The sequence below is a fragment of the Segatella maculosa OT 289 genome (assembly GCF_000243015.1).
Taxonomy (GTDB): domain Bacteria; phylum Bacteroidota; class Bacteroidia; order Bacteroidales; family Bacteroidaceae; genus Prevotella; species Prevotella maculosa.
Map to the genome: position 1 here is coordinate 1 of NZ_JH594511.1, position 13,283 is coordinate 13,283.

The following is a 13,283-nucleotide window of genomic DNA, read 5'->3' on the forward strand; positions in this document are numbered from 1 at the left end:
TACGACTTCGTGCTCTTCAACAGCAAGGTCAGCCGCAGCGGCAACCTGCTCACCGTGACGCGGGCCAATGCCGGCGACGCACTCATCGGGCGCACCACGGGGAAAGTGATCCCAGCCTCGCCCTACAACCAATTGGTAACTTTCACCATGAAGCACGTCGCCGCCAAGGTGAAAGTGAAGCTCACGGGCTACATGCCTTTCTCGGGCATTGCCGCCACACTCGCTTCGGTGAACGCTACCGACGTACCTTCTACCTCGATTTATGATGCCTCAACGGGCACATGGTCGCTCGGTACGGGCGCAGCTACAAATGACGCACTCACTTACGGGGCGAGTCAGTTTCAAGCAATCCCCAATGTGGGACGTCTCAGCGTAGCAACTGCTACCGAAGATGCATTCTTCATGCCCTCCACAGATGTGTCGAAGCTGAAGCTTACTTTCACCGCCGGCACCATCTACAATCAAAATATGACGAACACGAGCTTGACCTTTGCCCCGAAAACACCGCTACAGTTAGACCAGAACGGCTCCTATGTGCTTAACATCAACCTGATGTATCGCTTCCTCTACCTCATGAGCGACGGAACCAGAGGGCTCATCGACAAGACCACCTTCGGCGGCGGAACGAAGACCCCCATTGCCGTGGTGGTGAGCCGGAGTAAACACTTGGCCGTGGCCTTGGAAGATGCAGGAGGAGGAACGAAATACCGATGGACGAGCCGGGCTTATGATCACCCAGGTGGCTATTACCGTTCAAACAAATCACACTATCTTCCTCGTGAATCCTTTAATTATACTCAAGCGTATACTATGGAAGGTGGCTATGCCGTCACATGGGATGCTGCTGCCAGTAGAGACAATACCAGCATCAAAGGCGACAGGACCGACTTTCCTGCTTTTTACGCTGCCGGGCACTACACGCCGACGCTGCCCACGGGCGTCAACCTGACGGGGAAGATGGTGGGCAAGAAGTGGTTTCTTCCCGCTCCCGGTGAATGGAGATACGTTTACACGGCCTTGGGATTCGGTGATCCCGCTCTACTGACTAAACCGGGCGCCCCTTGGAATGGCGCCTTGGCTAATAGTGCCTTTATACAGGTGGGGGGAAACCGTATAACTTTTTTTGACCTTCATCATTATTATTGGACAAGTTTGGAGACAGTGGAATCTGGCGGACTTTACTGCCTCTACGCCTCCGCTATACAATGTATAATCAATATGATTAAGTTAACATCTACTACAAAGAGCATTTATAGCGACATCTGCCTTGTCCGCCCGTTCATCATCTATGACGAATGAGAAAGGGGACGGCGTGCCGACAGGGAAAGGTGTACCGTACCGACCAAGATGGGTACGGTACACCTACGACAAGAGGTACGGCGTACCGATGGAGGTCGGTACGGCGTACCGATGATGGTCGGTACGGTACACCTATGGTAAAGGGTACGATACACCCATGAAAACGACTATTTTTTTATTCACTAAACATATTTATTAACTTAAAAGAAAGGAAACGATTATGATCGAGTTTGAAATCAAATCGAAGAAACAGACCGTGGGTCCGTTGAAAGGAAAAACAGTGTATTACGCCATGGCGAAGAACAAGAACTACATGACGCTCGACGCCGTGTGCCAACAAATCGTAGACGAGACGTCGCTCTCCTACGGCGACGTGATGAACGCGCTCATCACGCTGGGGCGCCTCGTGTGCCGCGGGCTGAAGATGGGCTTCAACGTCGACTTGGGCGACCTGGGCTCCTTCCGCGTCTACTTCCCCTCGAAGATGAGCGAGAAGGAAACCGACGTGACGGCCGCTTCGCTCAAGACCCCGAAGGTTGTGTTCACGCCGAAAGCTAAGATGCGCGAGGCCGCCAAGACGGCCGAGGTGAGCGTGAATAACCCGAAGCGGAAGGAAGAAAAGAAGAAGAAGAAAAAAGAGGAAGGGGGAATAGGGCAGCACGGGAATTGAGGAGCCCTGACACCCACCCCCGGCCCCTCCCGAAGGGAGGGGAGGAGAGCCTCCCCCCAGCCCCCTCCAAAGGAGGGGAGCCCGAGCTTGCGAGGAATTAGTTTGCACGCTGTTTGTGCTCCCCTCCTTCGGAGGGGCCGGGGGGAGGTTTCCGGGGGTTAGAGAAGGCTTCTTGGGGAGGGCGCACGACTTACCTGTATTTAGTCAAAATCAAAATTCACCTTATGATTAACTCGCTTGTCTGTGTCCCTCCCCGTTTTAGACACCCACCCCGGAAGCCTCTCCCAAAAGCCCACCCCCAACCCCTCCCTCGGGAGAGGTTAGGGGTGGGCTTCTCCCCCCTCCTTCGGAGGGGTTAGGGGTGGGCTTCTATTATTTCGACCCGATATAGAGGAAAATCATGCCGAGCAGGATGAGGGCCAGGTCGAGTGCTTTGGCGCGGAGGTTCTTCTCGTGAAAGAAGACGGCGCCAAAGAGGAAGCTCACGATGACGCTGCCACGCCGTATCATGCTCACAATGGAAATCATGGCGCCCGGCAGACTCAAGGCATAGAAATACACGAAGTCGGCCGAGCTTAGGAACAATGAAATCAGGACTACGGCCCAATCCCAATGGAAAGGCGTGGTGCGTCGGCGCGTGGGCCACCACAACAAAAGCAGCATGATGCCCATCATGGCCATCTGATAGATGTTGTACCAACTTTGGACGACCATGCGGTTCAGTCCTGCGCCGCCGTCTGCCGTGCCCGCCATGAGATACTTGTCATACAGCCCGCTCACGGCACCCAACAAGGCGGCCAACACAAGAAAATAGACCCATTTGTTGTGCTTGAAATCAATGCCTTCTCGCTTGCCGCTCTTGCTCAACAGCATGAATGAAACGACGGCAAGCGTGACGCCTGTCCATTGCCATATATTCAGTCTTTCGCCGAATACCAGCAGGGCACCGACAAGGACCATGACGGGGCGGGTGGCATTGATGGGGCCGACAATCGTCAACGGTAGATGCTTCATGGCAAAGTAGCCGAAAATCCAGCTTGACAGAACAATCAGGCTTTTCAGGAGAATGTATCGATGGACCAGCCAACCGCATTGCGGTACGTGGAACATACTGTCGGCTGAAAGATATCCGGCGGAAGACAAGATGATGAATGGCAGGAATATCAAAGAAGAAAACAGCGTGTTCAAGAACAAAACCGGTAGGACGGCGTTATTGGAAAGGGCTTTCTTCTTGAAAGAATCGTAAAACCCCAGCAGTGTCGCCGAGAGGAATGCTAAAAACAACCACATAGGCTCAATATTCAATGTCCTCGAGGAACAGCGCGTGGGGCGGCATGCTCTCGCCGGCGTGACTGCGGTTGCCTTCGTCGAGGATTCGTTCTAAATCGGTAAGGGAGATTTTATGGCGGCCCAAAAGAAACAGGGTGCCCACCGTTGCACGAACCATATTGCGCAGGAAGCGGTTGGCCGTAATTTCAAAATACCAAGAATGGCCGGAAGTCTGCACCCATTTGCATGCTCGGACGGCGCACAGCGTGGTCTTGTTGTCGGCACCGCTCTTGCAGAATGCTGCGAAATCCTCATGGTGCGTTATCCGTTCGGCTCCTTTTGCCATGAGCTCGTAGTCGAGCGCGTAGGGGGTCTCGTAGGAGTAGTGACGTAGAAAAGGGACCTTGCAGGTGTGGACGTAATATCGGTAAGTGCGCCATTTTGCCGAAAAGCGGGCGTGCATCGTTTCTTCTACGGCCACGACTTTATTGATACTGATATCAGATGGCAGAAGTCGGTTGAGCCGATAGGTCAGTTGTGGGCCGTCGATGGTCTCCGGATGGTCGAAATGCGCCACCATCAAGCGTGCATGTACACCAGTATCGGTCCGGCCTGCTCCGACGACCTCTGTTTTTCGACGCAGGATTTTTGACAGTGCGTCCTGAAGGACTTCTTGTACCGATATGCCGTTGGGCTGTATTTGCCAGCCATGATAGGCCGTGCCGTCGTAAGCGAAATAGATGAAATATCTCTGCATGTCTTACTCCTTCGCTCCTTCCAGCGATTTCTTGAAGAATTGACGGTGAAAGCGGCTCTCTGCCTTTATAATCTTCAACACCTTGCCGGCCGGAAGCACTTTCATGAACGCTTCATGGTAATGCTGTTGGAGTTCTTTCATCTTCAAATCGATTTCGTCTAAGCGTTTTATAGCCTTGCATGAGGCTTCGTCGTCGTTCGTATCCGTATGGCGATACATGCTTTTCTCCATGAAATATCCCCGCATCTTGCGGTGTAACTCTCGGTAGAGCGGGAAAAACCTGCCGGCTTCTGCCGGGCTTAATCCGGCAGCCGTTGATACATATTGTTCCATCGCTGCTTCGAAAGCAGCCGGATCGAACTTTGATGTTCTGTTGTTCGGAACGCCTGCTGCTGTTGGTAGCAATATCAAAAGCACGGAGAAAAGGGAAAAGAAAATCCGTCTCATCATCATCATGTGTTCAATGGTCTGCAACTGATGCATAAATATCTTCGTTGTCCATCATTGTGTAATCTGCAATCCGGTCAAATGTTCTGTCTTCAGCGTCATGGTGCTCCTTTAATACCGCCGCAGAATTGGCAATCGGCCTGTTCTCCTTGAAAAAAGAAACACAGAACAAAGCCACAAAGACGACAATACAGGCTGCAGTCGCAGCGCAATATATGTAGAAATTGTGTTTGGGAGCAGGAGAAAGGATTTTCTTCTCCTTCGGATCGGGTAGGGAATCCATCAACTGGCTCGTGAAATGCTCAAAATAGCCGTCTGGAACAGTGAATGGATTTTTCTTTCCGGATTTCGTTAGAAGTATTTCTTCATCTATTTCCATATCTCATATTTCTTTCTTTTTCCATATTCTGACGAAATTCACGTATGAGCGTTTAATCATGGCGCTTTAAATATGCAGAAATCTTCATCACCGCCAAATGATAGCTTGCCTTTAAGGCACCCTCGCTTGTGCGTAGGATTTGGCTGATTTCGCGATACTTCATCTCATCAAAATAGTGGAGATTGAATACAACTCGTTGAACCTCTGGCAATGTTGCAATGGCTTCCTGTAGAAGAGCCTGTACTTCGTCACCGTCAAAATACGCATCGGCAAGCAGCGTGCGTGACAGTGCACTATCATAAGGACCGGGAGAATTCTTTTTCGACCTCAGAAAATCCAGACTTTCATTGATGGCAATGCGATAAATCCACGTGGAGAGCTGAGACCTGTGCTGAAACCCGTCGATTTTATTCCATATGCTTATGAATGTGTTTTGTAATACGTCGTTTGCGTCTTCGTGATTGATAACGATATGGCGTATCTTCCAATAAAGTAACTCCCTATAATGCTTGACCAGCATTCCAAAAGCACGGCTTCTTTTCGCCTCGTTCTTCAGTTCTGCTAAGATTTCTTTTTCATTGTATTTCAAGACAACGCATTTAGGGAGGAATTCATAAACATTCTTATCGCATGATAAGAAGAGAGGGTAAAGCTTTTCTGTTCAGCGTAGCCCGCTTTATCTGGAAAATATCAATTCACATAAATCTTTCTGACCACTCTGCCTACCTTTACAATATAGCAACCCTTCGCTAAATTCAATTCGAAACGCTTATCGTTGTTGTCTATGCGGAGCGTCATGACGCAGATGCCTGTCACATCGTAAATGTAAAGTACCTTGCCGGAGGCTCCGGTGACACGCAGTGAGTGATGGTCGACAATGATTTCGGCTTCACGAGCTTCTTCCTTTTCTGCAATCCCGCTATTGCCGACGGCGTATGACGCTATGGGGGAGGCCATAAACGCGGTCATAAAGAACACGATATTGAGTAGAAAATTCGTCATAGGCAATTATATTACTACAAGTTTTCAATCATTCGGTTTACAAATATACATACTTTAATGTGAATTGAAGCATAATTAACAATCATTATTGTATGGAATTTGCCTTTCTTTTTAATCTGAATTACGATTTCATACGCTTTCAGACATCAAACACAAGCCCCTCATTTGTTAGCCAACTATTTTCGAATACTTGCTTTGCCTCATCAAGAATACATGTTTCATCTTCATAGCGTGCACTGAAATGTCCCAACAACAATTTCCCGACGTGAGCGTCGCGAGCCACGGTTGCCGCCTGACGTGCCGTCGAATGCCAATATAATCGCGCACGGGATAGATTGTCTTCCGCATAAGTGCTTTCATGATAAAGCGTATCAACGCCAGCCACAAGCTCATGGAGTGTAGGGATATAACGCGTGTCGCTGCAATACGCATAAGCTCTTGGCGGGTCGGCGGGGGTTGTAAGTCTTTCATTTGCAATTACGATACCTTCCGGGGTCGTCCAATCCATACCGTTTCGAATGTTGTTTAATTGGCAGAGGGGCACCTCGTAGCAATCTGTCATCTCTCGGTTGATATGTCTTGGTCGCGGTTTTTCCCTAAACAAAAATCCACATGTGGGAATACGGTGCTCAAGAGGAATGGTCTCGATGGTTAGACTTTGGTCTTCGTAAATAACATCATTTTTCAATGTGTCGACAGCGTGGAACTCGACCTTGAACTCCAATCCTTTGCAAAAGAAATCCAGCTGACCCTGCAAAATAGGTTCGAATGCTTCGGGAGCATATACATGAAGAGGAGCCGTGCGCCCCAGCATACCAAAGGTGCTGATCATTCCGATTAATCCGAAACAATGGTCACCATGCAGATGGGAAATGAACACGGCCCGCAACTTTGTGAACCGTATCTTGCTGCGTCGAAGTTGCATTTGCGTCCCTTCACCACAGTCGATCATAAAGAGTTTTTCCCTGATTTCAACAATTTGGGAAGACGCGTAATGATTGAGGGTCGGCAATGCAGACCCGCAACCAAGGATATGAATTCTGAATGGTCCCATATTGTTGCTTTACCAGCCTTTGGCAATCAGGGAAGTTTTTTTGCCAATGAATGCGCTTACTTCACTCTCTTATAGACGAAAATACCTTCTTTGTTTTCCAAATAAAGCGAGTCTGCTCCCAGATTATCAATCATGAAAGTGTCTTTGTTCAGCAATAACTTTCCATTACAAATCTTCCACACCGTCCACGGATTGGTCTCCGCCTTTACATTATTCTTTACCAGTCCTCCTTCCAATATTTCAAAGTTCTTATCAAGGCTGGTCCATTTTCCAAGCAAGGTTGTCAGGTTGACCACACGACGGGCAACTCGTTCGCCGTCTGCTTCATATCCGATGACAGCCAGACGGTCGCCGGAGAGCAAACCACCCAAGATGGTCGCTGCGTCGGGGCCATCGTCCATCACCGTATATTGAAGCGTGTCGCCCAAGTCGGTAATGAGTTCGATATGGTGCATCGAAGTATTTTCACCGCATACACCATACACGGTCGTATCAAGCTCCGCCACGTTTTCTAAACTATCGTTAGCTTCGGTTTTCGACGAGCCGGATTTCCTGTTACATGCAACGAAAAGCATTGCAACCACAAAAACAAACGTGATGTAAAACAACTTTTTCATACTTTATCTTTTATTCTTTTTCTAACTTTTTAGCTTCTTCCCATAGACTGTCCATCTCTTCTAATGACACGTTCTTCATGTCCTTATGCTGATTTCTAATCATTTGCTCCACATAATTAAAACGACGGATAAACTTCTGGTTGGTTCGTTCCAGCGCATTGTCCGGGTTCAGATGGTATAGGCGAGCCGCATTGATGACGCTGAAAAGGAAATCGCCCAATTCAGAGGTAGCTTTGTCCCTATCTGCATTCCTGAATTCAGCTTCCAATTCGCTCAGTTCTTCATGGACCTTGGCCCAGACGTCTTCTTTATGCTTCCAATCAAAGCCCACGTTCATGGCCTTGTCTTGAATGCGATAAGCCTTGATCAGCGAGGGGAGCGACTTTGGAACACCCGAGAGAATGGTCTCATTCCCGTCCTTTTCCTGCTGCTTACGCTGTTCCCATGTCGTTGAAACCTCTGCAGCCGTAGTTGGTTTGGGAGTATTCCCGATGCTTTTCTCTCCTTTGTAGACCACCTGTCCCTGTTCGTCGATCATCAGGTCGGGATTGCTGACCATCCAATCTCCGTTTGCATTCCAGTCGATGAAGTCGTGCCTGAACATCAATTTGTCGCTTTGCGCATTGCATACGTCGGCTATGTCAAAGTCTCCGTTCTCCTCTCCCAGCATGGCATAGAAAACAACATGCTCCATGACATCGCCCAGCTCCTTGCAGATTTCCTTGTGATTACCCTCCATCAGGGCATCACAAAGCTCGAACACCTCTTCTATCGTATAAGGGCGCAGGCTCTCATTCGTCTGTTTCCGGTCCCAAGGACATTCGCTTCTGAGCCGATCCTGTATGTCGAGCAGACGACCGAAGGCCTGCAATTTCTCTTCTCTTGTATGCTTTTGCTTTTTCATACCGCAAATGTAGATAAAAAATCCGACATAGAATGTCTCGCAGTTATAAAAAACAGAAAATAAGCTTTGATTTGATTAGGATTACAAAAATGGTGGCTCTGAATTACCATTAAATCCACCTTGTTTTTTATTTCAGCCATATTGTGTGCTAATCTCAGTCATTTTATGATCCAATTTCAATCATTTTACGCGCTAATATGGCTGGTATTAGCTCGTGATATTGACTGAAACTAAGACAGTATAAGGCATAACGATACATGATTATGCAATTAATGTTTATTTTTTACAGGAATGTTGTTTCAAAATGATAAATATTCAATAGGTTATGTTTCATTTTATTTGAAATTTTGTATATTTGCACACAAATTAAAAAAGAGTGGACAAGATGAATATACCGGATAATGACATGTTGCACAGTTTCTATGCTTCGTATTCGGAGCGGGTGGAGCGGGTGAAAGAAGTGATGAAACGCCCGCTTACCTATGCGGAGAAGGTGTTGTATGCCCATTTGTATGATGCCGCGGAGCTAAAGCCTTACAGGCGCGGAGTGGATTATGTGAACTTTCGTCCCGACCGTGTTGCCATGCAAGATGCGACGGCACAGATGGCACTCTTGCAGTTTATGAATGCCGGCAAGGAGCAGGTGGCCGTTCCGGCTTCGGTGCATTGCGACCATCTGATCATGGCCGAGCTTGGTGCCGGACACGACCTTTCGAAGGCGCGTAGCAGCAACCGGGAGGTGTATGACTTTCTGAAATCGGTGTCTCGGAAATATCATATCGGTTTTTGGGGCCCCGGTGCCGGTATCATCCATCAGGTCGTGCTCGAGAACTATGCTTTTCCGGGCGGTATGATGGTGGGCACGGATTCGCATACGCCCAATGCGGGCGGCATGGGAATGGTGGCCGTCGGCGTTGGCGGTGCCGATGCTGTCGATGTGTTGACCGGTCAGCCTTGGGAACTGAAGATGCCGCGATTGATAGGCGTACGGCTGACAGGGAAGCTATCGGGTTGGGCCAGCCCGAAGGACGTTATCCTGCATATTCTCGGCCTGTTGACCGTGAAAGGTGGCACGAATGCCATCCTTGAATACTTCGGGGAGGGTGCAAAGTCTGTTTCGACAACGGGGAAAGCCACCATCTGTAACATGGGGGCAGAGCTTGGTGCGACTTGTTCGTTGTTCCCTTATGATGACAACACGGATGAATATCTGTGCAAGACGGGGCGTGAAGAGATTGCGGCCATGGCACGGAGAAACGCCCGTCATCTTTCTGCAGACGCAGCAGTGTATGCCGACCCGGAGAAATATTATGATGAGGTGCTTGAAGTGGAACTCTCAAAGATAGAGCCCCATCTGAATGGTCCGTTTACACCGGACGCGGCGACTCCCATTTCACAGATGAAAGCAAAAGGTCCGGCCAATGACTATCCCATGAAGGTGGAAGTGGGACTGATAGGCAGTTGTACCAACTCAAGCTATCAGGACATGTCGCGTGCAGCAAGCGTCGTGCGGCAAGCGATAGAGAAGAATATTCCCGTGAAAGCCGAACTGATTGTCAATCCCGGTTCGGAGCAAATTCGTTATACGGCAGAGCGTGACTGCATTCTTTCCGACTTTGAAAAGGTCGGAGCCACGGTCATGGCCAATGCCTGCGGACCGTGTATCGGGCAATGGAAACGCCACACAGACGATAATCAACGTAAGAATGCCATCGTGACTTCGTTCAACAGGAACTTTCGTCGCCGTGCCGATGGAAATCCGAATACGTATGCATTCATCGGGAGCCCCGAACTGACGGTTGCGTTGGCCATAGCCGGGCGGTTGGACTTCAACCCGGCTACAGACGGACTGCTTGACCGCGACGGCAACACTGTCTTCTTGGACGAACCTTCGGGGCTTACTTTTCCTCCGAAAGGATTTGCCGTAGGAGACAAAGGTTTTATCGCTCCGGCCGAAGGACAGCAAGATATAGAAGTTGCAATCGATCCGTCGTCAGAGAGGCTTCAAAAGTTGGAACCCTTTGAGGCTTGGAATGGAGAGGCACTTGAGGATATGCCCGTGCTGATCAAGGTGCAGGGCAAATGCACGACCGATCATATCTCCATGGCGGGCCCGTGGCTGAAATACCGAGGGCATTTGCAGAACATCTCGGATAACCTGCTGATGGGGGCTGTGAATGCGTTCAACGGTGAGACGGACTATGTGAAAGACCAATTGGACGCAACGTATAAGAAAGTATCGACCGTGGCAAAAGATTACAAAGCACACGGCATCGGTTCTGTTGTCGTGGCCGAAGAGAATTACGGCGAGGGATCGAGCAGGGAACATGCAGCCATGGAGCCGCGCTATCTGAATGTAAAGGTGGTGTTGGCAAAGAGCTTTGCCCGCATTCATGAAACCAATCTGAAGAAGCAGGGCATGTTGGCCTTGACGTTTGCCGATAAGGCCGACTATGATAAAGTGCAGGAAGACGACAAGGTCTCGGTACTTGGGCTGGAACACTTTGCACCGAACGAACAGCTCGTCATAACGTTGCGTCATGCCGACGGAACCGTGGACCGTTTCAAGGCCAATCACACCTACAATGAACTACAGATAGAATGGTTCAAGGCCGGAAGTGCTTTGAACTACAGTAAGAATAACCGCTAAACCAAAAAGACATGAGGAAGGAATATTTGATTTACAAGTTATCCGACGAGGTGAAGAACTCTGGGAAAATACCTGTCGAGGCTTTTCAAGAATATGGTGTCAAGCGCGGCCTACGTAACGAAGACGGGTCGGGCGTGCTGGTGGGCCTGACGAACATCGGCAATGTGGTGGGCTACGACCGTGATGCCGACGGGAAACTGCGCCCGTGCCCCGGCCGTCTGTACTATCGGGGCTACGAGTTGGACGATCTTGTCACGCCTTTGCTGAAAGAAAAGCGTTTCGGTTTCGAGGAGACGGCTTTCTTATTGCTTTCGGGCGGACTTCCCGACAAGGAAGAACTTGCCGCGTTCAGAGAACTGCTGAACGACAATATGCCGCTGGACCATCGCACGATTGTGCACATCATCGATTTGGAGGGCTCCGACATCATGAACATTCTGGCGCGCTGCGTGCTCGAGATGTATACGTTCGATCATAATCCCGACGACATCAGCCGCGACAATCTGATGCGCCAGAGTATCGAACTGATTGCGAAGTTTCCAACCATCATCGCCTATGCGTATAACATCTACCGCCACAGCGTGCAAGGACGCAGTCTGCACATACGCCACCCGCGCGAAAATCTCGGTATCGCAGAGAATTTCCTCTACATGCTGAAGCGCGAGCACTACACCGAGCTGGACGCACGCACGCTCGACCTGCTGTTGGTCACGCAAGCGGAGCACGGCGGCGGAAACAACTCGACGTTCACCGTGCGCGTCACCTCTTCCACGCGCACGGACACCTATTCGAGCATTGCGGCCGGCATCGGTTCGCTGAAAGGACCGTTGCACGGCGGGGCGAACATCAAGGTCGTCAACATGTTCCATCATTTGAAAGAGCAAATCAAGGATTGGAAGAACACAGACGAGATAGATACTTATCTGACGCGAATGCTCAACAGAAAAGCCTATGACAAGACCGGACTCATCTACGGCATCGGGCACGCTGTCTACACGATGAGCGACCCGCGGGCTGTCGAGCTGAAACGGCTGGGGGGCGAGCTGGCGCGCGAGAAGAAGCGCAGCGATGAGTATGAATTCCTCTGTCGGCTCGAGGAGGAGAGCATAAAATGCGTCACGGCGTTCAGAAAGACCGACAAACCGATATGCGCTAACCTCGATTTCTACAGCGGGTTTATTTACGAGATGATCGGACTGCCGAAGGAGATTTTCACGCCGATATTCGCCATGGCGCGCATCGTTGGCTGGACCGCGCACCGCATTGAAGAGCTGAACTTCGACGGGAGGCGAATTATCCGCCCGGCTTACAAGACCATCTTAGACCAAAAGGCATATTTGCCGATAAACGAAAGGTAGAAATGATGAAAATGCGATATGTGAACGAAAAAGTTCGTCGCCGCGACCGGTTGATGGACGAAGCGCGCGCCATTGAACTGCTCGCGACGGCCGAGTATGGCGTGCTGAGCATGGTGGACGTGGACGGAACGGCTTACGGCGTTCCCGTGAACTATGTCTGGGACGGCGAGGACTCGATTTACATTCATTGTGCGCCCGTCGGTCACAAATTGGAAGCGTTGGAGAAAAATCCGCACGTGAGCTTCTGCATCATCGGTAACGTGAAACTCCTGCCGGGGAAATTTACGACGGAGTATGAAAGCGTGTTGTTGAAGGGCGTGGCGAATGCCCGGCTGACGTCGGGCGAACGGATGGCTGCGCTGCTGCGGCTCGTCGATAAGCTTTCTCCCGATTTCAAAGAGCTGGGCGCGAAATATTCCGAGAAATCCTTCCATCGCGTCAATATTATCCGCGTGGATTTCACGGAGTTCAGCGGAAAGTGTAAACACGTGCCGGCCGCAGACTGAGGGCCAAGATAAATTTTAGTTTTTTTGCAGCCAACCACAATTTCCACTTGGAAATTGTGGTTTTTAATCAGAAAACGGGGAGCCTCCCCCAGCCCCTCCAAAGGAGGGGTGCACGAACTGCACGCAAGCTGATTTGCTCCGATTTTTTTTCAGAATACAGCGATTTCTGTTCAGAAACGCATGTTTTTCATCAGAAATCGCTGTATTCTGTTCAGAAACGCATGTTTTTCATCAAAAATTGCTGTATTTTGTTCAGAAACGCATGTTTTTCATCAAAAATCGCTGTATTTTGCTCAGAAACGCATGTTTTTTATCAGAAATCGCTGTATTTTGCTCAGAAACGCATGTTTTTTATCAGAAATCGCTGTATT

14 protein-coding genes are annotated in these 13,283 nt (G+C 49.7%); 5 read left to right on the top strand and 9 right to left on the bottom strand.

The features are described 5' to 3' along the window. Both HMPREF9944_RS11205 and HMPREF9944_RS11210 read left to right on the top strand, forming a co-directional pair. Positions 1–1,299: fimbrillin family protein (locus tag HMPREF9944_RS11205; RefSeq protein WP_008566426.1), on the top strand; the 1,299-nt coding region annotated here is incomplete at its 5' end. Between the two features lie 220 nt (positions 1,300–1,519). Then, positions 1,520–1,969: an HU family DNA-binding protein gene (locus HMPREF9944_RS11210; protein ID WP_008566427.1), complete on the top strand. Its 450-nt coding sequence runs from the start codon at positions 1,520–1,522 to the stop codon at positions 1,967–1,969. Positions 1,970–2,341: 372 nt separating this feature from the next. Here HMPREF9944_RS11210 and HMPREF9944_RS11215 read toward each other — a convergent pair whose 3' ends face one another. From HMPREF9944_RS11215 to mazG, 9 genes are all read right to left on the bottom strand, one after another. Continuing rightward, positions 2,342–3,259: a DMT family transporter gene (locus HMPREF9944_RS11215; RefSeq protein WP_008566428.1), complete on the bottom strand. Its 918-nt coding sequence runs from the start codon at positions 3,257–3,259 to the stop codon at positions 2,342–2,344. 4 nt (positions 3,260–3,263) lie between these two features. Continuing rightward, entirely contained in the window at positions 3,264–3,995 is a 732-nt protein-coding gene (gene truA, locus HMPREF9944_RS11220) for a tRNA pseudouridine(38-40) synthase TruA (RefSeq protein WP_008566429.1), read from the bottom strand. Positions 3,996–3,998: 3 nt separating this feature from the next. Continuing rightward, entirely contained in the window at positions 3,999–4,445 is a 447-nt protein-coding gene (locus HMPREF9944_RS11225; protein ID WP_244861158.1) for a hypothetical protein, read from the bottom strand. Positions 4,446–4,455: 10 nt separating this feature from the next. Continuing rightward, positions 4,456–4,821: a hypothetical protein gene (locus HMPREF9944_RS11230; protein ID WP_008566431.1), complete on the bottom strand. Its 366-nt coding sequence runs from the start codon at positions 4,819–4,821 to the stop codon at positions 4,456–4,458. Positions 4,822–4,873: 52 nt separating this feature from the next. Next, positions 4,874–5,410 (bottom strand): RNA polymerase sigma factor, encoded by a 537-nt coding sequence (locus HMPREF9944_RS11235; RefSeq protein WP_044113692.1) that lies wholly within the window; start codon positions 5,408–5,410, stop codon positions 4,874–4,876. Positions 5,411–5,511: 101 nt separating this feature from the next. Next, positions 5,512–5,823 carry a hypothetical protein gene (locus HMPREF9944_RS11240; protein ID WP_008566433.1) on the bottom strand — a complete coding sequence of 104 codons (312 nt, stop codon included), beginning with the start codon at positions 5,821–5,823 and terminating at the stop codon, positions 5,512–5,514. A gap of 139 nt (positions 5,824–5,962) precedes the next feature. Then, on the bottom strand, positions 5,963–6,877 hold the full coding sequence (locus HMPREF9944_RS11245) for a ribonuclease Z (RefSeq protein WP_044113693.1): 915 nt from the start codon (positions 6,875–6,877) through the stop codon (positions 5,963–5,965). Positions 6,878–6,933: 56 nt separating this feature from the next. Continuing rightward, on the bottom strand, positions 6,934–7,494 hold the full coding sequence (locus HMPREF9944_RS11250; RefSeq protein WP_008566435.1) for a lipocalin-like domain-containing protein: 561 nt from the start codon (positions 7,492–7,494) through the stop codon (positions 6,934–6,936). 10 nt (positions 7,495–7,504) lie between these two features. After that, positions 7,505–8,398, bottom strand: coding sequence for a nucleoside triphosphate pyrophosphohydrolase (mazG, locus tag HMPREF9944_RS11255; RefSeq protein WP_008566436.1), 894 nt, complete (start codon positions 8,396–8,398; stop codon positions 7,505–7,507). A gap of 385 nt (positions 8,399–8,783) precedes the next feature. Here mazG and HMPREF9944_RS11260 point away from each other — a divergent pair, with 385 nt between their 5' ends. From HMPREF9944_RS11260 to HMPREF9944_RS11270, 3 genes are read left to right on the top strand one after another with little or no spacing between them, the layout of a single operon-like run. Continuing rightward, positions 8,784–11,048 (top strand): aconitate hydratase, encoded by a 2,265-nt coding sequence (locus HMPREF9944_RS11260; protein WP_008566439.1) that lies wholly within the window; start codon positions 8,784–8,786, stop codon positions 11,046–11,048. Positions 11,049–11,059: 11 nt separating this feature from the next. After that, on the top strand, positions 11,060–12,406 hold the full coding sequence (locus tag HMPREF9944_RS11265; RefSeq protein ID WP_008566440.1) for a citrate/2-methylcitrate synthase: 1,347 nt from the start codon (positions 11,060–11,062) through the stop codon (positions 12,404–12,406). Positions 12,407–12,417: 11 nt separating this feature from the next. Then, on the top strand, positions 12,418–12,912 hold the full coding sequence (locus tag HMPREF9944_RS11270) for a pyridoxamine 5'-phosphate oxidase family protein (RefSeq protein ID WP_044113707.1): 495 nt from the start codon (positions 12,418–12,420) through the stop codon (positions 12,910–12,912). Positions 12,913–13,283 lie beyond the last annotated feature (371 nt).